The organism is Streptomyces flavofungini (assembly GCF_030388665.1).
In the GTDB taxonomy this organism is placed as follows: domain Bacteria; phylum Actinomycetota; class Actinomycetes; order Streptomycetales; family Streptomycetaceae; genus Streptomyces; species Streptomyces flavofungini_A.
In genome coordinates this window covers 7,701,022-7,727,050 of record NZ_CP128846.1, presented here as the reverse complement: position 1 = coordinate 7,727,050, position 26,029 = coordinate 7,701,022, and the positions used below count along the sequence as shown (strand labels likewise).

Here is a 26,029-nt window from a genome sequence, read left to right as displayed (position 1 = left end):
ACCTTCATCGAGTCCCACCCGAACTCCTCGCCCGCTTCCCCGACGTCGACACGTCGCCGCACGGCCTGCGCGCGATCATCGTCGTGAGCGCCGAGCTGATCCGCGACACCTGCGGCTACGCGGTGCCCTTCATGACGTACGACGAAGACCGCGATCCGCACGCCAAGCGGTTCGCCCTCGATCTCGACCTGGACGACGCCTCATGACCCAGCCCCCGCCGCCCTCCCACCGGTTCGACACCGCCTACGCGGACACGGACCTCGGCGAGGTGAGCGACGAGTTCACCGTCGGCCCCTCGCCCGACGGGCACACCCTGGTGCGGGGCCACTGCCCCCGCTGCCACGGCCGCACGACCACCGAGTACCGGCACGGCGTGCCCGGGACCGGGACGGGCGCGGGGACCAAGGGCGCGCTGGCCTCGGACGCCGCGCTGCTCGCCCAGGAGCGGCACTTCTGCGAGTGCGGGCACCCGCATCCGCAGCTCCCGGCGAACGCCGTGTTCGTCGGGTGCGGAGCCAGCTGGCGCGTGCGGGCCCTGGTGACGCCCGCCCCGGGCGGCACCCCGAACGGCACGCCGTGACGGCCCAGTCCGACCGCCGCTGGGCGGAGCTCGCGCGTGAGCTGGAGTTCACGCAGCTCGACGAGTTGCGGCGGCAGGCCGAGGGCTGGCGCACGGGTCTGACCGGTCTGACGGCACTCCTCGCCGTCCTGGTCGTCCTCAAGGGCCGCGACGACCTGAACGGCCTGCCGGACACCGCGCGCCTGGTGGCGTCGGGGCTGGTCGCCGCCGCGTTCCTGCTGCTTGTGGCGGGGTCGGTGCTCGCCGTGCGGGCGGCGCACGGGCGGCTCGGCGAACGCACCCTGCTCGCCGGTCAGGCGCTGCGGCGCTGGACGGAGGACGAGGTCCGGCGCGTCGTCAGGTCGCTGCGGTGGGCGTCGGTGTGCTGCGTGGCCGGCGTCGTGTGCGCCGCCGGGGCCATCGGGGTCGCCTGGGTCGAGACGGAGTCCCCGAAGGACCATCTGGTGCGGGTGAGCACGACGTCCGGGGAGCGGTGCGGGGAGTTCCTGGGGTCGGGGCGGGACGGGGTGTCGCTGCGGGCCGAGGGCGGGGCCGCCGGGGAGGGCGGCAGGGCGAAGCGGGTCACGTTGCCCGCCCGTACCGTCATCTCCGTGACGCCGGTGGGGAGTTGCGGCGCCGCCAAGTGAGGGCGGCGCCTCCGCCTCGTACGCCCCAGGACACATGTAGCGACCACATATCGAGACGCGGTTGCGTGCCCGGCGCACCGGCACGTTGCATCGCCGGGTGCAGACCGAACCGACACGTCCCGGCCCGACGGCGGCCACCGGGCCCGCGAGCGCCGCCGACCGCGCCGCCCGCCGCGCCGTCACCGTCTTCCCCGTGCTCGTCCTCGCCGCGGGCGCCGTCGGCCTGGCGACGCCCGGCACCTTCGGGGGCTGGAAGGAGAGCGTGCCGTATCTGCTCGGCGTGGTCATGTTCTGCATGGGCCTGACGATGACGCCGCAGGACTTCCAGGGCGTCGCACGCCGCCCCTGGGCCGTGGCGCTCGGCCTGGTCGCGCACTACGTGATCATGCCGGGCCTGGGCTGGCTGATCGCCCATGCCCTGGACCTCTCGCCCCAGTTGGCCGCCGGGGTGATCCTCGTCGGGTGCGCGCCGAGCGGTACGGCCTCCAATGTCGTCACCTATCTCGCGCGCGGCGACGTGGCCCTCTCCGTGTCCGTCGCCACCGTGTCGACCGTGCTCGCGCCGCTCGTGACGCCGCCGCTCACGCTGCTGCTCGCCGGTGAGTACCTGCCGGTGGACGCGGGCTCGATGGTGACGGACATCCTCAAGACCGTGCTCCTGCCCGTCGTCGGCGGCCTCGCCGTGCGGCTGCTCTTCGGGCGCTGCGTCGATCGCGTGCTCGGCGCGCTGCCGTGGCTGTCGGCCGTGACCATCGCCGTCATCGTGGCCGTGGTCGTCGCGGGCAGCGCGGCGGCCATCAAGTCGGCGGCGGCGCTCGTGCTCGTCGCGGTCGTCCTGCACAACGGGCTCGGGCTCGCGCTCGGTTACGGCGCGGGGAAGCTGGCCCGGCTCGGCCCGCCCGCGTCCCGCGCGATGGCCTTCGAGGTCGGCATGCAGAACTCCGGGCTCGCCGCGTCCCTCGCGACCGCCCACTTCAGCCCGCTGGCCGCACTGCCCGCCGCCGTGTTCTCCGTGTGGCACAACGTGTCGGGGGCGGTGGTGGCGGCGTGGATGGCGCACCGGGCGCGGCGGGCGGAGTGACGGGTGCCGGACCGGCGGGCAGGCGCCGCGGGCCCGGAGCGGGCGCCGGGAGCCCTGAGTCAAGTCCGGTCGCCCGCCGCCCCGTTCACCGCCGGGGTTCCGCCCGTCGCCCCCGCCCGGAAATGCGACGATAAGGCCTCGCACAGGGGGAGAGGCATGGCACAAGCACGTACCGCACTGCTCATCGGCGTGGGTGACACGCCGGACGCCGCGCACCGCTTCGACTCGCTCGACGCGCCGGTCTCCGCCGACCTGCGGGCACTCGGAGCCGCGCTCAAGGCCGCCGGTTACGCCGTGCGCACGGTGCCGGGGGCCACCCGCGCCGAGATCATCACGACCGTCGACGAGGTGGCACGGGGCGTACCGGAGGACGGCACCCTCCTGATCCACTTCACCGGGCACGGCATCCGCGTCGGCGACACCGACCACCTGGTCCCCGCCGACGCGCGCGCCCCGCAGAGCGCCGACGCCGCGTGGACGCAGCCGTACCTGGACACGCTGGTGCCCGCCGACATCAGCCCGTACCTCACCCACTGCCGGGCGGGCACCGTGCTGTGGCTGATCGACGCCTGCCGGGGCGAGTCGGCCGACGGGGTGTTCGGCAGCAGCGTCCTGAAGGGGCAGCCCTCGGGGCGGTTCGCGCTGATGACGGCCTGCGCGGCCGGGCAGCGTTCGGGGTACTCGGCGGAGGGCAGCTTCTTCACGCTCGGGCTCGCGGAGGCCTTCCGGCCGCTGACGCGGGCGCGGACGGTGCAGGAGGTCTTCGAGACGGCGCGGCAGCACACCTTGCGCGCCGCCCGCCTGCACGGCGCCGCACCGCAGGAACCGAGGCTCCACTGCGGCGCCGAGCTCGACGCCGAGGCGCGGGCCGCGGTCGTGTGCGAGGGACGGCGGCTCCTGGAGGCCTGGCGGGATGCGGTCGCGGACACCGCCCTGTGGGAGCGCGTCGCCGAGGCGGACGCCGGGAGCGTGCCCCACCTGCGGGACCGCCTGGGGGACCTGGTCGAGACGTGCGCGCAGGTCGTGCACCTGGCCCAGGAGCGGATGCCCGACCCGTGGGCCGACGACGACTTCCTGGTCCGCGTCGTACGCGACCAGTTGCCCCGCCTCGTCCCCAAGACGCAGACGCTGTCGGCACTCGAGGCCACCGCGCTCGTCGCCGCGCCGCTGCTGCACGAGGCGGCGTGGGCGCGGCGCCTCAGCCACGCCCGCGACATCAGGCCGTACACCGTCCGGCACCGGGAGGACGGCGACGCGTGGCGCCGCCACTACGAACAGGTCGCCGAGCACCACCCGCACATCAAGAAGAAGCTCTCGGACTGCTGGCGCGCCGCCCGCCCCGACGAAGCGCGCGGGGTCGCCCTGTGGCTCGTGCACCGGTGGATCGCGGAGCGGTTCGTGACGGACGAGCAGCCGGTGCCGGAGGCCGAATCGACGGCGCTCGCGGACGCGCTGTGCCCGGGGCCGCGCGCCCGCGAGCTGTCCGCCGCGCTGGCCGCCCTCGGCGCGGGCATCACGCTGGGCCCACCGGCGCAGGACCGCGGCCCGCGCCCCGACCTGGCCTTCCCGCTCCTCGGCGGCGCCCGGCAGCCCCTGCGTGCCGACGAGTTGGCGGGCGTCCTGCACCTGGCGTGCGTGCTCGCCCTGGACGTCCGTACGCTCCCCGACGTCCTCGCCGAGCACCTGGCCGTCCGCGACGCCCTGCTCCCCCAGGACGCCGTCAACGCCGTGCGCGACGCGGACTGGCACGCCGCCGACGGCGAACTCCACCTGGACGCGGCCTGCCCGCACCCCGCGCTGCACGCCGCGTTCGCGAGCGTCGTGGAGCAGGCCGACGAACTCGCGGGCACGCTGCGGGACGCGGCCCGCAGGCTGCCCGCGCCCCGGGCCGCGCTGCTCGCGGGTCTGCCCGCCCGCGTCACGGACCGCGGCCTGCGCCCGGTCGAGGACGGCGGCCGCAGGGCCTACGACGTGCCGCTGCTGCGCTTCCAGCTCGCCCAGACCGAGGTCCGCGACCTGCTCATGGGCGAGCGCATCTACGACGGCGAGCCGGAACTGGCGCTGCGCGAGCTGTACCAGAACGCGATGGACGCCTGCCGCCACCGCGCGATGCGCCATCGCTACCTGGAGAGCCGGGGCGCGCGTCCCGCACCCTGGGCGGGCCGGATCACCCTCGTCGAGGGCGAGGACGACCGCGGCCGCTACGTCGAGTGCCGCGACAACGGCGTCGGCATGGGCCTCGACCAGCTCAAGAACACCTTCACCAAGGCGGGCCGCCGCTTCGAGCAGTCCCGTGCCTTCCGCCAGGAGCAGGCGACCTGGCACCGCCACGACCCGGCCCTGCGCCTGTACCCCAACAGCCGTTTCGGCATCGGCGTGTTCAGCTACTTCATGCTGGCCGAGGAGATGACGGTGGTGACCCGCCCCGTCGGCACCGACGGCATCCCCGCCCGGTCGGCGCTGCGCGTGGACATCCCGGGCAGCGCGAACCTGTTCCGCGTCCAGGAGCACGACGACGCGTGCGCGCAGGACGGGGACGGACTCCTGGAGGGCGGCACCCGGGTGCGTCTTTATCTGCGCGACTCGCCGGCCGTGTCCGGGATCTCGGTGGTGGAGACGTTGGACCGCCTCGTCAGGGTGAGTGAGTTCGCGGTGGACGCGCGGGACGCGGCGGGGCGACGACGGGTGTGGGAGCCGGGGGTGCTGCGCCACGCGGCGGCGAGCGAGGGGCGGCCGAGGTGCGTCGAGGCCGTCCCCGGAGTGCTGTGGTGGGTGGCCGGGCAGGGCGCGATCCTGTGCGACGGCATCGCGACCGACAAGAGGCCCTTCGGCTACGTACTCAACCTGACCGGCCCGCAGGCGGGCACGCTCAGCCTCAACCGCAAGAAGCTCCAGTCGTACGACGCGAGTTGGGAGGCAAAGCAGTGGGCGCGGGGCGCGGCGGCGCTCGCCGACTGGCCTGGCCTGAACATGGCCTGGCTGTGGCGTCTGGAGCACGAGAACCTGGCTGCGGCCCGCACGGTGTGGGAGCGGTGGCGCGGCCGCGGCGTGGCCGTGCGGGACACCCAGCGCTGGAACACGGCCCTGGACCTCGACTCCACGGGCTGGTTCCGCTGGGACGAGTTCGTCGCGGAGCGCAGGTCCCCGGGCGGTTTCAGCCGGGACTGGCCCGAGGCCGTGCGTCCGTGGCGGGCCGCGGTCCTCGGGAGCACGTCGCCGTCCCGTGAGGCGCTGCCCGCGTCGACGGCCGGGCACCCGGTGCCCGAGCCCGGCTGGGCGGCCATCGCCCACGGGGTGCCTTCGGGCTGGGACAGCGGAGTCCTGGTCGACCGGAGTCCGCTCGACTGGCGGGTGGTCGTCGCGCTCGCGAGCGAGACGGACATGACGGTCCGCGACGTGGTGCGCGCGGCGCGGGCGCTGCGGCTCGTCCACCCGGTCCTGAAGCCGCCCCGGGTCCTGCGGGACCCCGCGGGGGACGGCCTGGACTGGACACCCGACTGGCAGGACGTGAACATCGTCCGCGGCCTGCTGCCGCGCCGCACACGCCGGGCCTGGGGGAAGCAGGCCGAGGAGGAGAGCGACTACGAGCACGCGCCGGACGACCTCGGCGGCCTGGTCCGCGCCTCGCGCACCCTGCGGGAGCCGCTGGGCCGCCTGGCCGAGCGGTGCGTCCGGTACGCGCCGTTCCTCGCCTCCGCGCCGCCCACCGCGCCCGATCACCACACCGACCACGTGTGCGACAGCGCGGACCTGGCGCTGCTCTACCGGAAGGGCGCGCGGGGCTGGCGCCGCGCCCAGTGGCCGTGGGACGTCGTCGCCCTCGCGGACGCCCAGGGCCTCCCGCCCGAGGAGGTGCGGCAACGGCTCGCGCGGTTCGCGTGGCTCGGGTGGTCGGCCCCGGACGCCAAGTCCGTGCGGCGGTGGACCGACGTGCCCTGGGAGATCTCCGGGGTGCTGCAGAACTACTGCGCGCCGGGCCCGGACGGCCGCCTCGCCCTCCCCTGGGCGGCCGCGTTCGAACTCGCCGCGGAGTGGGAGCTCTCGCTGCGCAAGGCGGAGAAGGAGATCGCGCGCTGGGCGGACCACCTCGGCATCGCGTACCGCAGGCACCACCGGGAGAAGTCCGCGGCGGGCCGGGTGACCCCGGTTCCGGAGACCGCGAGCATCCTCGCGTCCGCGCACGCGGAGGGACTCTGCCTGGAGAACGGTCTGACGCTGCGCGACCTCGCGTTCGTCCGGCCGCACGAGGTGTCCTGGGACGACCTCGCCGTCGTGGTGGAGGACCTGCGGGAGGCCGGGGCGGACGTGCCCGCCGGGGCCGAGCTGCTGCGGGCGTGGGAGGAGCTGCCGGTGCCGAGCCGGTACGCGTTCTCCGGCGTCAACCCGTCGTGGGAAGCCTCCGACTACCCCGTCCTGCCGACGGCCGACATCCTCTTCGCGTCCTGCATCGACCTGAAGACGCCCCTGGCGACCATGTGGAGGACGGCCCGCCGCGAGGCCGGGCGCGTGGGCCTCGCGGTGCCCGAACTCCCGGCGGCGCTGGCCGGGTTCCGCCCGGAGCGCGAGGAGGGCCGGGCGCTGCTCGACTGGGGCGACGACGAGCAGTACGACGAGTGGTTCGAGTCCCCGCGCTGGACCGCGCTGACCGCCGAGCGCCTTGTCGCGTACGCCCGCGACCGCCACATCGGGGCCCGCTCGGCGTACGAACGCCTCGCGCCCCTGCGGGAGCTGGGAGCCCTGATCCCCGAGCTGGACCCACCCGCCGTCGCGCACCTGCCCGCCGACGAACCCGGCCCCTGGGACGCCGTCGCCGTCGCCGCCGACCACCGCGTCTCCGCCCCCGGCGCCCCGCTCTGCCCCCTGGACCTCCTGAGCCTCGCCGGGCGCCTGGGCGAGCCGGTCGTCCGCACCTGGGAGCGCCTCGTCCCCTACCTGCCCCTGGAGGCCGCGGCCCCGGCCGTCGACCCGGCCGCCGTCCCGGACGAACTGCCCCTCTGGCAGGACCTGATCGTGCTGTCCGTGCACGCGGACGGCGCGCTCCCGGCGCTCGACGGGCGGGTCACCCCGGAGCAGGTCCGGTTCGCCGCCGACGCGGTGGGCGAGAGCGCGCCGTGGGTGACGGACCGCCTCGGACGGTACGCGGCGCTGTTCGGTCTGGAGCTGCCCGAGGGGTCACACGACCCGGGACTCCACGAGGAGCCGTCCACACGTCCGTCCACGTCCGGGGAGGCACCGGGGGATCCGTCTCCCGGGGCCTCCGGCGCCACGGCTTAGTGTTCGTTGGAGGCCAGCCGCAGCAGATGGTCCGCGAGGGCCTGTCCCCCGCTCGGCTCCCTGCTGATCAGCATCACCGTGTCGTCGCCCGCGATCGTCCCGAGGATGTCGTGGAGTTCGGCCTGGTCAATGGCGGAGGCGAGGAACTGGGCGGCACCGGGCGGGGTGCGCAGGACGACGAGGTTGGCCGAGGCCTCCGCGGAGATGAGCAGTTCCACGGAGAGGCGCCGCATGCGCTGCTCCTTGGCCGACTCGCCGAGCGGTGCGCGCGGGGTGCGGAAGCCGCCCTCGCTGGGCACGGCGTAGATCAGGTCGCCCTCGGTGTTGCGGATCTTGACGGCGTTCAGCTCGTCGAGGTCCCGGGAGAGGGTGGCCTGGGTGACGGTCAGGCCGTCGTCGGCCAGGAGCTTGGCCAGCTGGCTCTGCGAGCGCACCGGCTGCCGGTTGAGGATGTCCACGATCCGGCGGTGGCGTGCGGTGCGGGTCTGCGGCACGGCGGGTCCCGCCTGCTCGGCCGGCCCGTTGTCCTGCGCGTGGCTCATCGTCGTCTCATTCCCCGGTTCGTCCGTCCCCGTTGCCGGCGTTGCCCGCGTCGGCCCCGTTGGCCGCGTTGGCCTGGTCGAGAACGCCGGGCAGGGCCCGGAGGAAGGCGTCCACCTCGGTGTCGCGCACGTTCAGCGGCGGCATCAGCCGTACGACATCGGGGGCGGGCGCGTTGACCAGGAAGCCGGCGTCCTGAGCCGCCTGCTGCACCTGGACTGCCAGCGGCTCGGTGAGCACGATACCCAGCAGCAGGCCCGCACCCCTGACATGGTCGACCAACGCGTGCCCCGCTGACTCGATTCCGTCCCGCAGCTTCTCCCCGGCGCGCTTGGTGTTCTCGAGCAGGCCCTCGGCCACGACGGTGTCGATGACGGCGAGTCCGGCGGCGCAGGCGACGGGGTTGCCGCCGAACGTCGTGCCGTGGTGGCCCGGCTTCAGGAGGTCGGCCGTCGGGCCGAACGCGACGGTCGCGCCGAGCGGCAGGCCACCGCCGAGGCCCTTGGCGAGCGTGACGACGTCCGGGTCCACGCCCTCCTGCGCGAGGTGTGCGAACCAGTGGCCGGTACGGCCGATTCCGGTCTGCACCTCGTCGAGGACGAGCAGCGTCCCGGTGGCGCGGGTGATGTCGCGGGCCGCCTTCAGATAGCCGGTGGGCGGGACGACGGCGCCGTTCTCGCCCTGGATCGGCTCGATGATCACGAAGGCGGTGTCCTCGGTGACGGCGGCGCGCAGGGCCTCCACGTCCCCGTACGGGACGTGCGTGACGTCGCCGGGCAGCGGCAGGAAGGGCTCCTGCTTGCCGGGCTGGCCGGTGAGGGCGAGGGCGCCCATGGTGCGGCCGTGGAAGCCGCCGTCGGTGGCGACCATGTGGGTGCGGCCCGTCAGGCGGCCGATCTTGAACGCGCCCTCGTTGGCCTCCGCGCCCGAGTTGCAGAAGAACACCCGGCCGTCGCGGCCGAAGAGGTCGAGCAGCCGCTCGGCGAGCGCGACGGGCGGCTCGGCGACGAAGAGGTTCGAGACGTGGCCGAGTGCGCCGATCTGCCGGGACACGGCCTCCACGACCGCGGGGTGGGCGTGGCCGAGGGCGTTCACGGCGATGCCGCCGACGAAGTCGGTGTACTCCTTGCCGTCGGCGTCCCACAGCGTGCTGCCCGCGCCGCGGACCAGCGGGATGCGGGGCGTGCCGTAGTTGTCCATCAGCGCGCCCTGCCAGCGCCGGGTCAGCTCCTGGTTGGTGGTCATGCCGGGTCCCCCTCGTGCGGCTCGGTCAGTTCGTCCGGCACGACCATCGTGCCGATTCCCTCGTCGGTGAAGATCTCCAGCAGGATCGAGTGCTGGACGCGCCCGTCGATGACGCGCGCGGTGTGCACGCCGTTGCGCACGGCGTGCAGGCAGCCCCGCATCTTCGGCACCATGCCGCTGGACAGCTCGGGGATGAGCTTCTCCAGCTCGGTGGCGGTCAGGCGGCTGATGACGTCGTCGCTGTGCGGCCAGTCCTCGTAGAGGCCCTCCACATCCGTGAGCACCATCAGCGTCTCGGCACCAAGCGCCGCAGCGAGTGCCGCAGCCGCCGTATCAGCATTGACGTTGTAGACATGCCCCTTGCCACCTTCGTCCTGGGAGCGGGCGATCGAGGAGACGACCGGGATGCGGCCGTCCGCGAGCAGCGCCTCGATGGCGCCGGTGTCGATCTCGGTGACCTCGCCGACCTGACCGATGTCGACGAGCTCGCCCTCGATCAGCGGCCGGTGCCGGGTCGCGGTGATGGTGTGCGCGTCCTCGCCGGTGAGGCCCACGGCGAGGGGGCCGTGTTCGTTGAGCAGCCCCACGAGCTCGCGCTGCACCTGCCCGGCGAGGACCATCCGGACGACGTCCATGGCCTCCGGCGTCGTCACGCGAAGTCCCGCCTTGAACTCGCTGACCAGGCCCTGTTTGTCGAGCTGGGCGCTGATCTGCGGGCCGCCGCCGTGCACCACGACCGGGCGCAGCCCGGCGTGGTGCAGGAACACGACGTCCTGGGCGAACGCGGCCTTGAGGTCCTTGTCCACCATGGCGTTGCCGCCGAACTTGATGACGACGGTCTTGCCGCGGTGGCGGGTCAGCCAGGGCAGCGCCTCGATCAGGATCTGCGCCTTGGGCAGTGCGGTGTGCTTGCGGGTGTTCATGGGGCTTTCCAGGTGGAGAGGACGTACCGCGCGGGGAAGGGGGACGAGCGGGTGCGGTACGGGCTACGAGGAGTACGCGCTGTTCTCGTGGACGTAGTCGGCGGTGAGGTCGTTGGCCCAGATGACGGCGGACGCGGACCCGGCGGCGAGGTCGGCGGTGATCCGCACCTCGCGGTAGCGCATGTCCACCAGGTCGCGGTCCTCGCCGACCGAGCCGTTCTTGCAGACCCAGACGTCGTTGATGGCGACGTTCAGGCGGTCCGGCTCGAAGGTCGCGGACGTGGTGCCGATGGCGGAGAGCACGCGGCCCCAGTTCGGGTCCTCGCCGTGGATGGCGCACTTGAGGAGGTTGTTGCGGGCGATGGAGCGGCCCACCTCGACGGCGTCGTCCTCGTCGGCGGCGCCGATGACCTCGATGCGGATGTCCTTGCTCGCGCCCTCGGCGTCGCCGATGAGCTGGCGCGCCAGGTCGTCGCAGACGGTGCGGACGGCCTCGGCGAACTCCGCGTACTCCGGGGTCGCTCCGGAGGCGCCGGAGGCGAGCAGGAGCACGGTGTCGTTGGTGGACATGCAGCCGTCGGAGTCGACCCGGTCGAAGGTGAGCCGGGTCGCCTCGCGCAGGGCCTTGTCGAGGTCGGGGGCCGGGATGTCGGCGTCGGTGGTGAGGACGACGAGCATCGTGGCGAGGCCGGGGGCGAGCATGCCCGCGCCCTTGGCCATGCCGCCGACCGTCCAGCCATCGCCCTCGACGACCGCGGTCTTGTGCACGCTGTCGGTGGTCTTGATGGCGATGGCGGCCTTCTCGCCGCCGTGCGCGGACAGGGCCGCGACCGCCGTCTCGACGCCCGGCAGGAGCTTGTCCATGGGGAGCGTCACGCCGATGAGTCCGGTCGACGCGACGGCGACCTCGCCCGCGTTCAGGCCGAGCGTGCCGGCGACCTTCTCGGCCGTGGCGTGCGTGTCCTGGAAGCCCCGCGGGCCCGTGCAGGCGTTGGCGCCGCCGGAGTTGAGGACGACCGCCGACACCTGCCCGCCCTTGAGGACCTGCTCGGACCACAGGACCGGCGCGGCCTTCACGCGGTTGGACGTGAAGACGCCCGCGGCGGCCAGGCGAGGACCCTCGTTGACCACGAGGGCCAGGTCCGGGTTGCCGCTCTCCTTGATCCCGGCGGCGATGCCCGCCGCCCGGAACCCCTTGGCTGCCGTGACACTCACTGCGTCTCCTTGTCGGCGGTCGTCGGATGCGGCCCGGCGGCCGCGGGCGCGCCGATCACGGCGCGACCCCGATGGTGGGCAGCCCCAGCTCCTCCGGGAGGCCCAGGGCGATGTTCATGCTCTGCACCGCGCCACCGGCGGTGCCCTTGGCGAGGTTGTCGATGGCGCTGATCACGATCACGCGGCCGGACGCCGGGTCGTGGGCGACCTGGACGTGCGCGGTGTTGGACCCGTACACGGACGCGGTGGCCGGCCACTGGCCCTCGGGGAGCAGGTGCACGAACGGTTCTTCGGCGAAGGCCTTCTCGTACGCCGCGCGGACGCTCTCCGCGGTCACGCCCGGCTTGGCCTTGGCGCTGCACGTGGCGAGGATGCCGCGCGGCATGGGGGCCAGCGTCGGGGTGAAGGAGACCGTGACGCGGGTGCCCGCGACCGCGCTCAGGTTCTGGATCATCTCCGGCGTGTGCCGGTGCGCTCCGCCGACGCCGTACGGCGACATGGAGCCCATGACCTCGGAGCCGAGCAGGTGCGGCTTGGCCGCCTTGCCCGCGCCGGAGGTCCCGGACGCCGCGACGATCACCGCCTCGTCCTCGACGAGCCCGGCGGCGTACGCGGGGAAGAGCGCGAGCGAGACGGCCGTGGGGTAGCACCCCGGGACCGCGACGCGCTTGCTGCCCGCGAGGGCGGCGCGGGCGCCGGGCAGCTCGGGCAGCCCGTACGGCCAGGTGCCCGCGTGGGGGCTGCCGTAGAACTTCTCCCAGTCGGCCGCGTCCTCGAGGCGGAAGTCGGCGCCCATGTCGACGACGAGCACGTCCGGGCCGAGCTGTTCGGCGACGGCGGCGGACTGGCCGTGCGGCAGGGCGAGGAAGACGACGTCGTGGCCCGCCAGGCTCTCGGCGGTGGTCGGCGCGAGGACGCGCTCGGCGAGCGGGGCCAGGTGCGGCTGGAGCGCGCCCAGGCGCTCGCCCGCGTTCGAGTGGGCGGTGAGGGTGCCGATCTCGACCTCGGGGTGCACGGCGAGGAGCCTCAGCAGCTCGCCGCCCGCGTATCCGCTCGCTCCCGCGACCGCTGCGCGTACCTTCATGGATTCCTCCTGCATGGATGGCATGAATATACATTGCGCCGCACGTTTATACAATGGGGATCCGCGACACCCGCCGGCACCGGCTGTCGGTGAGGCGCCGCCGGGCCCGGCAGCCGGGCCGCGTCCCGTCCCCCAAGGTGATCGGCGCCCGCCCATCATGGCACCGGGGCGGCGCGGACCGGCAGGAACGGCTGACAGTTCAGATGCCTGAAGGAACGGCGCGGGCGGGCCCGGCCGCACCGGCGGTCACCGGGCCGACGTACGCGCACGACCGCCCCGGTCGGCGGCTGCCGACCGGGGCGGTGAACAAGCGGTGCGTCGGGCGCGCGGGGCGCCGGGCGCGTCAGGCAAGCGAGGCGATCGCCTGGTTGAAGGTGGCCGACGGACGCATGACCGCCGAGGCCTTCGCCGGGTCGGGCTGGTAGTAGCCGCCGATGTCGGCCGGCTTGCCCTGGGCGGCGATCAGCTCGCCGACGATCGTCTGCTCCTGCTCGGTCAGCGTCTTGGCGAGCGGGCCGAACGCCTCGGCGAGCTGGGCGTCGTCGGTCTGCTTGGCCAGCTCCTGGGCCCAGTACAGGGACAGGTAGAAGTGGCTGCCGCGGTTGTCGATGCCGCCCAGCTTGCGGCTCGGCGACTTGTTCTCCTCCAGGAAGGTCGCCGTCGCGCGGTCCAGGGTGTCCGCGAGGATCTGGGCGCGCGCGTTGCCCGTGGTCTGCGCGAGGTGCTCGAAGGACACCGCGAGCGCGAGGAACTCGCCGAGGCTGTCCCAGCGCAGGTAGTCCTCCTTGACCAGCTGCTGCACGTGCTTCGGGGCGGAGCCGCCCGCGCCCGTCTCGAAGAGGCCGCCGCCGTTCATCAGCGGGACCACCGAGAGCATCTTGGCGCTGGTGCCGAGCTCCAGGATCGGGAACAGGTCGGTCAGGTAGTCACGCAGGACGTTGCCGGTGACGGAGATCGTGTTGAGGCCCTCGCGGATGCGCTCCACGGACAGCTTGGTGGCCTCGACCGGGGACAGGACCCTGATGTCCAGGCCCTCGGTGTCGAACTCCGGCAGGTACGCCTCGACCTTGGCGATCAGGTTGGCGTCGTGGGCGCGGGTGGCGTCCAGCCAGAAGACGGCCGGGTCGCCGGTGGCGCGGGCGCGGCTGACTGCCAGCTTCACCCAGTCCTTGATCGGGGCGTCCTTGGTCTGGCAGGCGCGGAAGATGTCGCCCTCGGAGACCGCCTGCTCGATGAGGGCGTTGCCGTCGGCGTCGACGAGGCGGACCGTGCCGGCGGTGGGGATCTCGAAGGTCTTGTCGTGGGAGCCGTACTCCTCGGCCTTCTGCGCCATCAGGCCGACGTTCGGAACCGAGCCCATGGTGGCCGGGTCGTAGGCGCCCTTGGCGCGGCAGTCGTCGATGACGACCTGGTACACGCCCGCGTAGGAGGAGTCCGGGATGACCGCGAGGGTGTCGGCCTCGGCGCCGTCCTTGTCCCACATGTGGCCGGAGGTGCGGATCATGGCCGGCATGGAGGCGTCGACGATGACGTCGGACGGCACGTGCAGGTTGGTGATGCCCTTGTCGGAGTCGACCATGGCGAGCTCGGGGCCCTCGGCCAGCTCGGCCTCGAAGGACGCCTTGATCGCGGCGCCGTTCGGCAGCGCCTCCAGGCCCTTGTAGATGCCGCCGAGGCCGTCGTTCGGGGTGAGTCCTGCCGCGGCGAGGTCGGCGCCGAAGGCCGCGAACGTCTTCGGGAAGAAGGCGCGTACGACGTGGCCGAAGACGATCGGGTCGGAGACCTTCATCATCGTCGCCTTGAGGTGCACCGAGAACAGCACGCCGTCGGCCTTGGCCTTGGCGACCTGGGCGGTCAGGAACTCGCGCAGCGCGGCGACGCGCATCACGGAGGCGTCGACGACCTCACCGGCGAGGACCGGCACGGACTCGCGCAGGACGGTGGTGGAGCCGTTGTCGGCGACCAGCTCGATCCTGAGCGCGCCGTCCTTCTCGATCACGACGGACTTCTCCGTCGAGCGGAAGTCGTGTCCGCCCATGGTGGCGACGTTCGTCTTGGAGTCGGCCGTCCAGGCGCCCATGCGGTGCGGGTGCTTGCGGGCGTAGTTCTTGACCGACGCGGGGGCGCGGCGGTCGGAGTTGCCCTCGCGCAGGACCGGGTTGACGGCGGAGCCCTTGACCTTGTCGTAGCGGGCGCGGATGTCGCGCTCCTCGTCGGTCTTCGGGTCGTCCGGGTAGTCGGGCAGCGCGTAGCCCTGCTCCTGCAGCTCGGCGACGGCGGCCTTCAGCTGCGGGATGGAAGCCGAGATGTTCGGCAGCTTGATGATGTTCGCCTGCGGCGTCTTGGCCAGCTCACCCAGCTCGGCGAGCGCGTCGTCGATGCGCTGGCCCGCCTCCAGGCGCTCCGGGAAGCTCGCGATGATCCGGCCCGCCAGGGAGATGTCACGGGTCTCGACGCCCACGCCGGCGGTCGAGGCGTACGCCTGGATCACCGGCAGGAAGGAATACGTCGCGAGGGCGGGGGCCTCGTCAGTGTGGGTGTAGATGATGGTCGAGTCAGTCACCGGGTGCTCCGCTCCACGTCTGCAACATTGCTCGACATCAAGATATCTCGTGCGGGCGGGGGCACTGACAGGGCCCTCGTCCGAGTTCCGGCCGCGGCACGGCGTCCGGTCACCGGGACGCCCCGGGCACCCACACCCCCGCCGCCGTGCCCTCGCGCACGTGCTTCTCGTACGCGACGACCTTGCCGTGGATGATCTCCAGGCTCGCGCCGAGGTCGGCGATCCGGGCGCGCACGGCCCGCTCGTGCTCCTGGAGCAGGGCGAGCCGCTCGGCCTCGTTCCCCGGCCCCGACCGGACAAGTCCGGCAAACCGCTTCAGTTCGGCGATCGGCATGCCGGACTCCCGCAGCCGGTTGCACAGGGCCAGCCACTCCACATCGGCGGGCGCGTACACGCGCCGACCGCCGCCGGTCCGGGGGATCGGCCGCAGGAACAGCTCCTCGCGCTCGAAGAAGCGCAGGGCGTGCACGCTGAGGCCGGTGGCTGCGGCGACGTCACCGATGGACAGTCCGGCGGGCTCTCCCGCGACCGCGTTCCCCACGTCCACGTCCCCCTCCACACCGAGCTCGATCCGGCCCCGGGCCCGGCTCGATCCGGCTCCGGGCCGAGCTTGATCTAGATCGCAGTCTAGGTTCTAGCGTCCTTCGCATGACGAACAGGACCACCGCCCAGCACCCCCTCGGCTCCGGCCACGACGCCCGCAGCACGGCCGACGACGTACTGCGGGGCGTCGACCTCACCGGCAGGACCGCCGTGATCACCGGCGGCTACTCCGGGCTCGGCCTCGCAGCCACCCGCGCCCTCGCCCGCGCCGGGGCCCACGTGGTCGTCCCGGCACGCAGGCCGGAGACGGCCGCGGCCGCCCTGCGCGACACCCCCGGCACCGAAGTCGCCGCGCTCGACCTCGCGGACCTCGGCAGCGTCCGCGCCTTCGCCGACGGCGTCCTCGCGAGCGGCCGCGCCGTCGACATCCTCATCGCGAACGCGGGCATCATGGCCTGCCCCGAGACCCGCGTCGGCCCCGGCTGGGAGGCCCACTTCGCGGTGAACCACCTCGGCCACCACGCCCTGGTCAACCTCATCGCCCCGGCGCTGACCCCGGGCCGCGCCCGCGTCGTGTCGGTGGCGTCGTCGGGCCACTTCCTCTCCGACGTCCGCTGGGACGACCCGCACTTCCGCCGCTCCCCCTACGACCCGTGGCTCGCCTACGCCCAGTCCAAGACGGCGAACGCCCTGTTCGCCCGGCACCTGGACGCCCTCACCGGCGACCGGGGCCCGCGCGCCTTCGCCGTCCACCCGGGCAGCGTCCTCACCCCGCTCCAGCGCCACGTCCCGCGCGAGCAGCAGATCGCGCGGGGCTGGATGGACCGCGACGGCAGGCCCGCCGACGGCTTCAAGTCCCCGGCGCAGGGCGCGGCCACGGCCGTGTGGGCGGCGACGTCGCCCCTCCTTGAGGGCCACGGCGGCGCCTACTGCCAGGACTGCGACATCGCGGGGCCCGCCACGACCGACGACATGCTGGTCGGCGGCGTGAAGCCGTGGGCGGTGGACCCGGTCGCGGCGGCCAGGCTGTGGGAGCTGTCCGCCGGACTCACCGGGCTCGACGCCTTCGCGTGACTCCGGGCGGGGTCGGCCGCCTCATGGGGCCGGTGCCACCGGCGTGGTCAGCCGACCGTGGAGCCGGGCACTCCCGGTCGCTGTCCGGCAGTTCGCCGCTCCGGAGGCAGTCGTTGACGGCGCGTCGGCGCACGGCACCGGGGTCGGACCGTCGACCGCACGGCCGTACACGCCGTGGCCGCGGGCCAGCCGCCGTCGCCGCACATGAAGAACATGCCACCGAGCATGCTGCCCGCGGCCTCGGGCGAGTTCAGCATCTTCAGCATCGCGGCGAGTTCGGGCGCCCCCGAGCGCTGGAACCGCTCGTACCGCGTGGCGGCCGCGCGCGTCCTCGCAGGCGTCGCGCACCGCCGCGTCGAAGTCCGCGCGTGGGCTCGTCGTCGCGGGCGGGGCGGGCTTGTCGGCGGGGTCGCAGGTGATCGGGGTGCTCCCGCCGAGGAAGCGCGGGTCGAAGCCGATCAGGTCGTAGCGGCCCGCGACGTCCTTGAGGCGCGACGTCCTTGAGGGCGGGGCGCAGCCCGAGGGGGTACGCGAGTCCCGTGCCGCCGGGTCCGCCCGGGTTGGTGAGCAGGACGCCGCGGCGCTCGGACTCGGGTGCGGTCGCCTTGATCCGGGACACGGCGGTCGGGAGGGTGCGGCCGTCCGGGTCGGCGTGGCCGAGCGGGACGGTGACGTCGGCGCAGCGCGCGCCCGCCGCGTTCAGCTCCTGCTGGGAGGCCGGGTTGGGGCCGGCCCTCCACGCCCGCCTCGGCCACCGCGGAAACTGTTTGCGGTGGAGCGCACTCCAACTCCTAGGGTCACGCCCAAGAACACCGCTCCACCAGGAGGTACGACATGACCGGCATGCCCACCCGCAGGCTCGGCGCCCTCACGGTCTCCGCACAGGGACTCGGCTGCATGGGGATGAGCGATGCCTACGGCACCTCGGACGACGCCACGTCGACCGCCACCATCCACCGCGCGCTCGACCTCGGCGTCACCCTGCTCGACACCTCCGACTACTACGGCGACGGGCACAACGAGGAGCTGCTCGGCCGCGCCCTCACCGGCCACCGGCGCGAACAGGCCGTCCTCGCCACGAAGTTCGGCTTTGCCAACCGCCTGGGCGAACCCCTCCGGATCCGGGGCGACGCCGCCTACGTACGCGAGGCCTGTGACGCCTCGCTGCGCCGCCTCGGCGTCGACCACATCGACCTCTACTACGTGCACCGCGTCGACCCGGACGTGCCGATCGAGGAGACCGTCGGCGCGATGGCCGAGCTCGTCGCCGCGGGGAAGGTGCGCCACCTCGGCCTGTCGGAGGCGAGCGCGCGCACGATCCGGCGCGCCCACGCCGTGCACCCCATCGCGGCGCTGCAGAGCGAGTGGTCGCTGTGGACGCGGGACCTGCAGGACGAGATCGCGCCGGTCTGCCGGGAGCTCGGCATCGGCATCGTGCCGTTCTCGCCGCTCGGCCGGGGCTTTCTGACCGGCAAGTACACCTCGGTCGACAGCCTGGAGGAGGGCGACATGCGGCGCACCCAGCCGCGGTTCGCCGACGGCAACCTGGAGCGCAACCTCGCCATCGTCGACGCCCTCAACGACCTCGCGGCCCGGCGCGGCGTCACGGCCGGGCAGCTCGCGCTCGCGTGGGTGCAGCACCGCGGCGACGACGTGGTCCCGATCCCGGGCACGCGCCGCCAGAAGTACCTGGAGGAGAACCTGGCCGCCGCCACCCTCGGACTCTCCGCCGACGAGCTGGCCGCGATCGAGGCGGCGGCCCCGGCGGAGCGCGTCGCCGGGACCCGCTACGACGAGAACAGCCTGTCGATCGTCGACAAGTAGACCGGAGTAGCCTGCGGGCATGCCCCCTGTCCCCGCCTCCCCTTCCGCCTCCGCCTCCGCCTCCGGGCCTGACGAGCGCGCCGTCGCCGCGACGCCTCCGGTGCGTCCGGCGCACCCGGTGCCGGACGTGCTGGCGTACCTGGCCGGGAGCTGGCGCGTCGAGCGGACGGTGCGGGACTTCGCCGGGACCGCGACAGACGGTGCGGGCGAGGCAGAGGGGACAGAGGGAGCTGGGGGGACAGAGGGGGCTGAGGGGACAGAGGGGGCGCAGGAGGCGGTGGAATCGGTGGAATCGGTCGAGGGCCGGTTCGAGGGGATCACCCGGTTCACGCCGCTCGCGGACGCGGGGCCCGGGGCGGAGCCGTCCGAGGCGGGACCGCCCGAGCCCGCCGGTCTGCTCCACCACGAGTCCGGCACCTTCACCTGGCACGGCGTCGCCCGCCCCGCCGAGCGCACGCTCCGCTTCCTGCCGGGCACCCCCGCGGGCACGGCGGTGGTCCAGTTCGCCGACGGGCGCCCCTTCCACGACCTGGACCTGCGCTCCGGTCGGCACACCGCCGACCACCCGTGCGCGGCGGATCTGTACCGGGGCGAGTTCGAGGTGTACGACGCGTCGCGCTGGCGCACCCGCTGGCGGGTGGCGGGCCCCGCCAAGGACCTGCTCCTGACGACGGACTACACCCGCCTGCCCTGACCCCGGCCGCCCTGACCCGGGCAGCGGTGGAAGAAACGCCCGCGCTCTGGGCGTCACCTACACCGGCGCCCCGATCCGCAGGCTCCAGCGGCGGCCGTCCCCGGCGAGGCTGACCGTCGCCAGCGGGCTCACGTCGATGTTCCAGTACGTCGACGGGGGCGCCTTCAGGGCGTACACGAGCGCCGCCCGCACCACGGCGGGCTCGGCGACCGCCACGACGCGGACGCCGTCCCCGACGGGCCGGGTGTCGAGCCAGCCGCCGACCCGCGAGATGAACGCGAGCAGCGACTCGCCGCCGTGCGGAGCCGACCTCGGGTCGCGCAGCCAGGCGTCGACTCCGCCCGGCTCGGCCGCGGTCACCTGGGCCAGCGTGTACCCGCGCCAGCGCCCCATGTCGCAGTCGCTCAGGGCGGGTTGGGCGAGCGGCGCGAGCCCGAGGGCGTCGCCGGTGGCACGGCTGCGCGGGGTCGGCGAGCAGTAGCGCAGCTCGGCCACACCCAGCGGGAGCAGCGCGGGCGCGGCACGGCGCACCTCGTACCAGCCCGTCTCGTCGAGGGGTCGGTCGTCGTCGAACCGCTCGGCGAGCAGTGCGGCGCCGCGCGCGGCCGCTATGAGCGTCACGCCAACGTGCATGCGGTGATCGTGGGGCGCTTGGTGCCCGCGGTCAAGAGGGGGCGGGCGGGAGCCGCGCCAGGACTCCGTCACGACTCGCGTGGGGCACCGTCACGACACACGTGGGGCACCGTCACGACACACGTGGCGCTCCGTCACGGCACAGGGAGCGCCGTCACTGCCCGGGGCTCGCCGTCACTGCTCGCCGAGCACCATCCACTGCCTCGGGTTGTCGATCACCGTGAACCCCACCTTCTCGTACACGCCGTGCGCGTCCCCGGTCGCGAGCAGGATCCTGCGCATCCCGTACGGGGCGAGGTGGTCGCGGACCCCGGCGGCGAGCGCGACGCCGATGCCCTTGCCGCGCACCGAGCGGTCCACGTACACGTCGCAGAGGTAGGCGAACGTCGCGTGGTCGGTGACCACACGCGCGTAGGCGACCTGTCTGCCCGAGGCCTCCTCGTACACACCGAAATTGAGCGATCCGGCGATCGCGGCGTCCTGCTTGGCGCGAGGCCTGCCGAGAGCCCAGTAGGCGTCCGTGGAGAGCCACGCGTGGATGCGGACGAGGTCGAGGCGGGCGGGGTCGGTGGACAGCAGGTACCCGTCGGGGAGGGCGTACCCGCGGCCGTCAGGGGCAACGTACTCGTCGGTCATGACGTGAGACTCGCAGGGACGGCGCCGCGCGTCGAGCGTCTTTCCCCGCTCCTGCGCCACTCCCCCACCCGTCGCCCCCTTCTCACCCGATCCCGCCTCACTCGTTCGTCGCTCTTGTGCATCGCTCTCGTCCGTCGCTCGCCGCTCGTCACCTGGCGCTCGCCCACGGGCTCTGCGGGCGCGCCCCCTGTCACACCAGCACCTCGTCGCACGCCTGCCGCAGCCTGCGGACCCCTTCCGTGATCTCCGCCACGCCCGCGAGCGCCGCGAAGCTCAGCCGGATGTGGGCCGCGGGCGGCTCCGCCGCGAAGTAGGGCCGGCCGGGTGCGACCGCGACCCCGGCGCGCAACCCGGCCGCCGCGAAGGCGAGTTCGTCGGTGCCGTCGGGCAGCCGCAGCCACAGGTGGTACCCGCCGACCGGGATGTGCGGCAGCGCGAGCTCGGGCAGGCGCAGGCGCAGCGCGGCCGTCATCGCGTCCCTGCGGCCCTTCAACTCGACGGCCACGGTCCGCAGATGACGCGGCCAGGCCGGTGACCCGACGAGTTCGAGCGCGGCCTCCTGGAGGGGGCGCGGCACGAAGAAGTGGTCCACGACCTGGATGGCGCGCAGCCGCTCCAGGACGGGCCCGCGCGCGGCGAGCGCGCTCACCCGGAAGCTCGGCGACGTCGCCTTGGTGAGCGAGCAGACGTGCACGACCACGCCGTCCCGGTCGTCGGACGCGAGGGGCCTCGGCAGCGGCCCCGCGTCCTCGTGCGCGAGCCGGCGCACGAAGTCGTCCTCGACGACGAAGGCGCCCGCCTCCCGGGCGATCCGCAGCACCTCCGGGCGGCGTTCGGCGGACAGCACGGCGCCGGTGGGGTTCTGGAACAGCGGCTGGCAGACGAACACCCGCGCCCCGGTCGCCCGGAACGCGGCGGCGAGCAGCTCGGGGCGCACGCCGTCGGTGTCCACGGGCACCGGCACCGGGCGCAGTCCGGCGGCCCGCGCGATGGCCAACAGGCCCGGATAGGTGGGCGATTCGAGCAGGACGGGCGCGCCGGGCGGGGCGAGCGCGCGCAAGGTCGTCGTCAGGGCGCTCTGCCCGCCCGAGGTGATCAGGACCTCCGCGGCCGTGATGGCGCCGCCGATGCCGCGCGCGAACCACTCGCGCAGCTCGGGCAGGCCCTCGACCGGGGGCCGGTCCCAGGCGCCGGGGCGGCGGCCCGCCCGGGCGAGCGCGGCGGCCATCGCCCGCTCCGGCTGGAGCGCCGGGTGCAGATAGCCGCTGTTGAACTCCACGACGCCGGGCGGGGGCGCGGCGAGCGTGGCGAGGACGCCGGAGGCGTCGACGGACCGCGGTACGACGTCCGTCATGGCGTCCGCGCTGAGCGTCACCTCCTGCCAGGAGGTGTCACCGACGACGGCCTCGCCCGCGCGCGACGGCTCCGCCCGGAACGCCCCGGCGCCCGGCCGGGTCACGACGAGCCCCTCCGCGGCGAGCTGCGCGAGGGCCCGCGACACGGTCACCGGACTCACCCGCAACCGCTCGACCAGCGCCCGGCTCGACGGCAGCTTCTCACCCGGAGAGTAGCGGTCCAGCTCTCCGCGCAGCTTCTGCGCCAACTCGCCCACACTGCTACGCTCATGCATGAGAGCACAGGATAGCGCTACTGCACCGGGACGGATAGCGGTCGAGCCGCGGCAGGCACCCGGCACCGCTCCCGAGGGCGCACTCGCGCCCCGCCCGGTCACCGGCAGCACCCAGGGCGGGACCACGCCGACCGGCAGCGCACGGGCAGGAAGCACACAGGCCCGCAGCGCGCAGGCCGGAAGCACACAGGCCCCCAGCGCTCAGGCCGGAAAGACACAGGCCGCCGACGGCACCCAGGCGCAGACCGGCACCACGCGGCCCCCCGCCGCCGCGAAGACCCCCGCCCCCGACCACCGCCGCGCGGGCACCCTCCAGGCCGCCCTCGGCGTCATCGCCTTCTCCCTCACGTTCCCCGCCACCGCCTGGGGGTTGGAAGGCATCGGGCCCTGGAGTCTGGTGGCTCTGCGGTGCGCCCTCGGCGCGGTCGTCGCGGGCGGCTGCCTGCTCGCGCTGCGGGTGCCGCTGCCGGCCCGGGCCCACTGGGCCGGACTCGCGGTCGTCGGCGGCGGCGTCGTGGTCGGCTTCCCGCTCCTGACGTCCCTGGCGCTGCAGACGTCGAGCACCGCGCACGCGGCGGTCGTCGTCGGACTGCTCCCGCTCACCACCGCCGTCCTGTCCGCGCTGCGCACCGGGACACGGCCGTCCCGCACGTTCTGGGCGGCGGCGATCGCCGGGGCGGTGGCGGTGGCCGCGTTCACGGTGCAGCAGAGCGGCGGCGCCCTGTCGACCGCCGACCTGTACCTGTTCGGCGCGCTCCTCGTGTGCGCCGCCGGATACACCGAGGGCGGCCGCCTCGCCCGCCACATGCCCGGCTGGCAGGTCATCGGCTGGGCGCTCGTCCTGTGCCTGCCCCTGAACGTCGTCTGGGCGGTGATCGCGCTGCGCCACGAGCCGTTCCAGCTCACCTGGCACAGCACGGCGGGCCTGCTCTACCTCGCCATCGGCTCCCAGTTCCTCGGCCTTCTCGTCTGGTACCGGGGCATGGCCGCCATCGGCATCCCCAAGGCCAGCCAGCTCCAGCTGGCCCAGCCGCTGCTCACCCTCGTCTGGTCGCTCTTCCTGCTCGGTGAGGACCTGACGCCCGCCGCGCCGCTGACCGCGGTGGCGGTCCTCGTCTGCATCGCCGTCACCCAACGGGCGCGCGGGTAGGGCCAGGCGGCCGCCACCGGTCGTACACTGACGGCCACGCACCGCCACCCCTGTGATTCGACGAGGAGGGCACTACCGATGCATGCATCCGTGGGCGACCGGCTGCTGATCCACGGCAGGATCGTCGGTCAGCACGACCGGACGGCGGAGGTCATCGAGATCCTCGGCGAGAACGGCGGCCCGCCCTACCGCGTGCGGTTCGAGGACGGGCACGAGACCCTCATGTCGCCGGGCCCCGACACCGTCGTGCGTCCCTTCGCCGCAGACGACGAGTGAGTCCGGGACCCGGGCCGCGGAGGCCCGGGTCCCCCACCACGCCCCGGCCCGGCGGGCCGGGGTGCGGGACGGCGTCGCTCAGCCGTCGGCGCGGTACGTGTAGTGGTCGTCGACGACGCGCTGCATCGCGCCGATCCGGTCGGCGACGACATGCTTCGCCGAGTAGAAGATGTGCCCGCGCACGCGCGGGAAGCCCTTCGCGTACGTGAGGTGCCGGGACAGCTCGGCCGGGTCCTGCCACGGGGCGGGCTGCGCCGGGTCCCCCGCCTTGTACAGGGCCTCACCCACGTACAGCCGCACGCCGGTGCCGCGCGCCACCTCGTCCCACCAGGGCACCAGCTTGGCGTAGTCGGCGGCGGCCAGGCCGATGTGCCAGTACAGCTGCGGGCACTTCTAGCCACAGGCACAACGCGATACCCTGCCGCCATGACATCAGCTGCGTTGACGGCTCCACCGGTCGTAGGCATCACGTGGTCCGCAGTCGAGATAGCGGAACTGAACGAGCTCAAGGCGATCAACGAAGCACTTCCCGAGGACTCCCCAAGGGCGCTTCTTTCCGTCCGACTTTCCATTCTCACCGAAGACACCACGTCCCCCATCCGGCAGGAACTTGACCTGTGGAAGCAAGCGAATACAGACAGAGTTAGCGTCGTTGGCGTGGCCCGAGACTTGAATGTCTCCGCGACGAAGGTTCCACCCTGGAAGCGCAAAGATCTAGGTGAATGGCTGAACAATCGCGCGCCCGAATTTGACGTTCTCTACTTCTGGAAGCTAGACCGATTCGTCCGACGCATCCTCGACCTTCAGGTGATGATCGAATGGTGCACAAAGCTCGGAAAGAATCTCAAGTCCCTCAACGATCCGATTGACCTTTCCAGCCAGATCGGGCAGACAATCGTCTCGCTCATTGCCGGTATGGCCGAGATCGAAGCGGCAAACACCGGAGTTCGCGTTGCCTCTTTGTGGCAGCACAATAAAACTCAAGAAAAATGGCTGGTCGGTAACCCAGTGTACGGTTACACCACAGAGAGGGGCGAAGATGGGAAGTACTCCTTGGCCCACCGACCAGAAGAATACCGCGTCCTCAGGTACGTGATTGGCGCGCTACTCAGAGAAAAACCAACGACAGTAAACCGTCTATGCAAGATCCTTAACAGAGCACGAATCCCAGGGCCAAACGGCGGCCAGTGGCATGGAACCTCGCTCCGCATCATTCTTCGGAACCCGGCCCTGACGGGGGCCAGAACAGAAATGAGCACGACCCCCGCAAAGAACAAGCGATCTCAGATCGTATGGGGAACAGATGGGAAGCCGATTAGGGTTGCTCCTCCGATCTCCGAACAGGATGAGTGGGATCAGCTCCAAAAGGTACTGGACTCAATGTCGCGCATAAATGGCAACCCCTGGACTCCCGGAGCTACACAGTTTCTTGGCGTCATCATCTGCTCTCAATGCGAGGGAAATTATACGAAGCGCACCAACCAAAGCAGAGGAAAGAAGTACTTCTATCTCCGATGCCGGAAGTGCAAGAGCGCCGGAGAGAACCCCGAAGAGATCTACACCGCCTTGGTTGAGACCGTACTTGAAGAACTAGGCGATCACCCTGTGGAGTATCGCGAGTATGCTCGGGGCGAGAAAACACGCAAGAGACTCAAGGAGGTAGAGGCCGGAATCGAGCACTACATGAAGGAACTCGCCCCCGGAGGTAAGTTTGCCCGGGGCGGTTTCGTCCAGGAGACAGCCGAGAAAACTCTAAACTCACTCATGGACGAGATGGCGGCGATCGATCCTGAGAGCACCAAAGACCGATGGATTCTTACCCACGGCGGCAAGACCTACCGTGATCAGTGGGAAACGAGCGGGGTCGAGGGAATGGCTAAGGATCTACTTCGCGCCGGAATCAAGTTCGCCATTACCCGAATCCCGAAAGACGGAGACGAGGAAGTTGAGGAAACCGTAGGGGAACTCCTCATCCCTGATGACGTAAAGGAAAGGCTTGCCATACGCGAAGACGCCTTCAGTTCGAGCTTTTGAGAAAAAGCGAAGACCCTCGCCCCTAGGCGGGGCGAGGGTCTTGCATAATCCTTAATTTCTCACACGGATAAGCGTACGTCCGCCGGAGCTGTCCACTCGATACACATGAACGGTCAATACACTCGACCTCTCTTCAGATCTCACTCGCGTTCGCGGAAGGTGGGTTCGTTGGCAAGGATTCTTCTGCTCATAGCAGTTAACCGCATCACCACAGCCGCACGACCCGCCTTCAGTGACACCATCAACTCCGGACGTCAGCCCTGCCCCACCCCTCTCGCCGTGCCCGCTCACGGACACTTCGCCCCACCCACCACGAGCCCGTAGAACTCATTCACAGTCGTTCTCCATCGTCTAGAAAGACCTGCGAGGGCTGGCCGTCGTCGTACTCGCCGTGATCCGGTATG

Annotated in this window: 21 protein-coding genes and 2 pseudogenes; 12 read left to right on the top strand and 11 right to left on the bottom strand. The window is 72.6% G+C overall.

The window, feature by feature from the left end:
* Positions 1–20: 20 nt before the first annotated feature.
* The 5 genes and pseudogenes from QUY26_RS33205 to QUY26_RS33185 form a co-directional block, all read left to right on the top strand.
* Positions 21–203, top strand: a pseudogene (locus QUY26_RS33205) (pyridoxamine 5'-phosphate oxidase family protein); the annotation flags it as partial.
* Positions 203–580 (top strand): hypothetical protein, encoded by a 378-nt coding sequence (locus tag QUY26_RS33200; protein ID WP_289953238.1) that lies wholly within the window; start codon positions 203–205, stop codon positions 578–580. The pseudogene QUY26_RS33205 and the gene QUY26_RS33200, both read left to right, overlap by 1 nt.
* Positions 577–1,206, top strand: a complete 630-nt coding sequence (locus QUY26_RS33195; RefSeq protein WP_289953235.1) for a hypothetical protein — start codon at positions 577–579, stop codon at positions 1,204–1,206. Before QUY26_RS33200 ends, QUY26_RS33195 begins: the two co-directional genes overlap by 4 nt.
* A gap of 97 nt (positions 1,207–1,303) precedes the next feature.
* On the top strand, positions 1,304–2,287 hold the full coding sequence (locus QUY26_RS33190; RefSeq protein WP_289953233.1) for a bile acid:sodium symporter family protein: 984 nt from the start codon (positions 1,304–1,306) through the stop codon (positions 2,285–2,287).
* Between the two features lie 156 nt (positions 2,288–2,443).
* Complete coding sequence (locus QUY26_RS33185) at positions 2,444–7,561, top strand: HD domain-containing protein (protein ID WP_289953231.1); 5,118 nt, start codon at positions 2,444–2,446, stop codon at positions 7,559–7,561.
* On the opposite strand, the gene QUY26_RS33180 is transcribed toward QUY26_RS33185, so the two are convergent.
* The 7 genes from QUY26_RS33180 to QUY26_RS33150 all read right to left on the bottom strand — a co-directional run bounded on the left by QUY26_RS33180 (position 7,558) and on the right by QUY26_RS33150 (position 15,672).
* Positions 7,558–8,103 (bottom strand): arginine repressor, encoded by a 546-nt coding sequence (locus tag QUY26_RS33180; protein WP_289953229.1) that lies wholly within the window; start codon positions 8,101–8,103, stop codon positions 7,558–7,560. The two genes, QUY26_RS33185 and QUY26_RS33180, sit on opposite strands and share 4 nt — an antisense overlap.
* Positions 8,104–8,110: 7 nt before the next feature.
* Positions 8,111–9,346 (bottom strand): acetylornithine transaminase, encoded by a 1,236-nt coding sequence (locus QUY26_RS33175; RefSeq protein ID WP_289953227.1) that lies wholly within the window; start codon positions 9,344–9,346, stop codon positions 8,111–8,113.
* Complete coding sequence (argB, locus tag QUY26_RS33170) at positions 9,343–10,269, bottom strand: acetylglutamate kinase (RefSeq protein WP_289953224.1); 927 nt, start codon at positions 10,267–10,269, stop codon at positions 9,343–9,345. The genes QUY26_RS33175 and argB overlap by 4 nt, the downstream gene beginning before the upstream one ends.
* A gap of 63 nt (positions 10,270–10,332) precedes the next feature.
* Positions 10,333–11,484, bottom strand: coding sequence for a bifunctional glutamate N-acetyltransferase/amino-acid acetyltransferase ArgJ (argJ, locus tag QUY26_RS33165; RefSeq protein ID WP_289953222.1), 1,152 nt, complete (start codon positions 11,482–11,484; stop codon positions 10,333–10,335).
* A 55-nt stretch (positions 11,485–11,539) separates the two neighbouring features.
* The gene (argC, locus tag QUY26_RS33160; RefSeq protein ID WP_289953220.1) at positions 11,540–12,568 is read right to left on the bottom strand and encodes an N-acetyl-gamma-glutamyl-phosphate reductase; all 1,029 of its coding nucleotides are present in this window, start codon (positions 12,566–12,568) and stop codon (positions 11,540–11,542) included.
* 343 nt (positions 12,569–12,911) lie between these two features.
* The gene (locus QUY26_RS33155; RefSeq protein ID WP_289953218.1) at positions 12,912–15,131 is read right to left on the bottom strand and encodes an NADP-dependent isocitrate dehydrogenase; all 2,220 of its coding nucleotides are present in this window, start codon (positions 15,129–15,131) and stop codon (positions 12,912–12,914) included.
* A gap of 109 nt (positions 15,132–15,240) precedes the next feature.
* On the bottom strand, positions 15,241–15,672 hold the full coding sequence (locus tag QUY26_RS33150; protein WP_436840545.1) for a MerR family transcriptional regulator: 432 nt from the start codon (positions 15,670–15,672) through the stop codon (positions 15,241–15,243).
* A gap of 107 nt (positions 15,673–15,779) precedes the next feature.
* Here QUY26_RS33150 and QUY26_RS33145 point away from each other — a divergent pair, with 107 nt between their 5' ends.
* From QUY26_RS33145 to QUY26_RS33130, 4 genes are all read left to right on the top strand, one after another.
* Positions 15,780–16,748: an oxidoreductase gene (locus QUY26_RS33145; RefSeq protein ID WP_289953215.1), complete on the top strand. Its 969-nt coding sequence runs from the start codon at positions 15,780–15,782 to the stop codon at positions 16,746–16,748.
* Between the two features lie 204 nt (positions 16,749–16,952).
* Positions 16,953–17,252: a hypothetical protein gene (locus QUY26_RS41230; RefSeq protein WP_436840445.1), complete on the top strand. Its 300-nt coding sequence runs from the start codon at positions 16,953–16,955 to the stop codon at positions 17,250–17,252.
* Between the two features lie 330 nt (positions 17,253–17,582).
* Positions 17,583–18,572 (top strand): aldo/keto reductase, encoded by a 990-nt coding sequence (locus QUY26_RS33135; protein ID WP_289953214.1) that lies wholly within the window; start codon positions 17,583–17,585, stop codon positions 18,570–18,572.
* Between the two features lie 100 nt (positions 18,573–18,672).
* Complete coding sequence (locus QUY26_RS33130) at positions 18,673–19,266, top strand: DUF6314 family protein (RefSeq protein ID WP_436840544.1); 594 nt, start codon at positions 18,673–18,675, stop codon at positions 19,264–19,266.
* Between the two features lie 57 nt (positions 19,267–19,323).
* Here the strand turns inward: QUY26_RS33130 and QUY26_RS33125 are convergent, their stop codons facing one another.
* The 3 genes from QUY26_RS33125 to QUY26_RS33115 form a co-directional block, all read right to left on the bottom strand.
* On the bottom strand, positions 19,324–19,899 hold the full coding sequence (locus QUY26_RS33125) for a histidine phosphatase family protein (protein WP_289953212.1): 576 nt from the start codon (positions 19,897–19,899) through the stop codon (positions 19,324–19,326).
* 174 nt (positions 19,900–20,073) lie between these two features.
* Positions 20,074–20,535, bottom strand: a complete 462-nt coding sequence (locus tag QUY26_RS33120) for a GNAT family N-acetyltransferase (protein WP_289953210.1) — start codon at positions 20,533–20,535, stop codon at positions 20,074–20,076.
* A 190-nt stretch (positions 20,536–20,725) separates the two neighbouring features.
* A complete protein-coding gene (locus QUY26_RS33115; RefSeq protein ID WP_289953208.1) occupies positions 20,726–22,165 on the bottom strand; it encodes a PLP-dependent aminotransferase family protein in 1,440 nt (479 codons plus the stop codon).
* On the opposite strand from QUY26_RS33115, the gene QUY26_RS33110 reads away from it, so the two are divergent.
* Both QUY26_RS33110 and QUY26_RS33105 read left to right on the top strand, forming a co-directional pair.
* Entirely contained in the window at positions 22,164–23,315 is a 1,152-nt protein-coding gene (locus QUY26_RS33110) for a DMT family transporter (RefSeq protein WP_289953206.1), read from the top strand. The two genes, QUY26_RS33115 and QUY26_RS33110, sit on opposite strands and share 2 nt — an antisense overlap.
* Before the next feature lie 78 nt (positions 23,316–23,393).
* Positions 23,394–23,591, top strand: a complete 198-nt coding sequence (locus tag QUY26_RS33105; RefSeq protein WP_289953205.1) for a DUF1918 domain-containing protein — start codon at positions 23,394–23,396, stop codon at positions 23,589–23,591.
* Between the two features lie 78 nt (positions 23,592–23,669).
* Here the strand turns inward: QUY26_RS33105 and QUY26_RS33100 are convergent.
* A pseudogene (locus QUY26_RS33100) lies at positions 23,670–23,978 on the bottom strand (hypothetical protein); the annotation flags it as partial.
* A gap of 39 nt (positions 23,979–24,017) precedes the next feature.
* On the opposite strand from QUY26_RS33100, the gene QUY26_RS33095 reads away from it, so the two are divergent.
* Entirely contained in the window at positions 24,018–25,625 is a 1,608-nt protein-coding gene (locus QUY26_RS33095; protein ID WP_289953204.1) for a recombinase family protein, read from the top strand.
* The last annotated feature ends 404 nt before the right edge of the window (positions 25,626–26,029 follow it).

Excerpts from the sequence above, each read along its gene's own strand:
- QUY26_RS33200 (WP_289953238.1), top strand. The coding sequence starts at position 203 with ATGACCCAGCCCCCGCCGCCCTCCCACCGGTTCGACACCGCCTACGCG.
- QUY26_RS33185 (WP_289953231.1), top strand. The coding sequence starts at position 2,444 with ATGGCACAAGCACGTACCGCACTGCTCATCGGCGTGGGTGACACGCCG.
- QUY26_RS33180 (WP_289953229.1), bottom strand. The coding sequence starts at position 8,103 with ATGAGCCACGCGCAGGACAACGGGCCGGCCGAGCAGGCGGGACCCGCC.
- QUY26_RS33175 (WP_289953227.1), bottom strand. The coding sequence starts at position 9,346 with ATGACCACCAACCAGGAGCTGACCCGGCGCTGGCAGGGCGCGCTGATG.
- argB (WP_289953224.1), bottom strand. The coding sequence starts at position 10,269 with ATGAACACCCGCAAGCACACCGCACTGCCCAAGGCGCAGATCCTGATC.
- argC (WP_289953220.1), bottom strand. The coding sequence starts at position 12,568 with ATGAAGGTACGCGCAGCGGTCGCGGGAGCGAGCGGATACGCGGGCGGC.
- QUY26_RS33145 (WP_289953215.1), top strand. The coding sequence starts at position 15,780 with ATGACGAACAGGACCACCGCCCAGCACCCCCTCGGCTCCGGCCACGAC.
- QUY26_RS41230 (WP_436840445.1), top strand. The coding sequence starts at position 16,953 with ATGAAGAACATGCCACCGAGCATGCTGCCCGCGGCCTCGGGCGAGTTC.
- QUY26_RS33135 (WP_289953214.1), top strand. The coding sequence starts at position 17,583 with ATGACCGGCATGCCCACCCGCAGGCTCGGCGCCCTCACGGTCTCCGCA.
- QUY26_RS33125 (WP_289953212.1), bottom strand. The coding sequence starts at position 19,899 with ATGCACGTTGGCGTGACGCTCATAGCGGCCGCGCGCGGCGCCGCACTG.
- QUY26_RS33120 (WP_289953210.1), bottom strand. The coding sequence starts at position 20,535 with ATGACCGACGAGTACGTTGCCCCTGACGGCCGCGGGTACGCCCTCCCC.
- QUY26_RS33110 (WP_289953206.1), top strand. The coding sequence starts at position 22,164 with ATGAGAGCACAGGATAGCGCTACTGCACCGGGACGGATAGCGGTCGAG.
- QUY26_RS33115 (WP_289953208.1), bottom strand. The coding sequence starts at position 22,165 with ATGCATGAGCGTAGCAGTGTGGGCGAGTTGGCGCAGAAGCTGCGCGGA.
- QUY26_RS33105 (WP_289953205.1), top strand. The coding sequence starts at position 23,394 with ATGCATGCATCCGTGGGCGACCGGCTGCTGATCCACGGCAGGATCGTC.
- QUY26_RS33095 (WP_289953204.1), top strand. The coding sequence starts at position 24,018 with ATGACATCAGCTGCGTTGACGGCTCCACCGGTCGTAGGCATCACGTGG.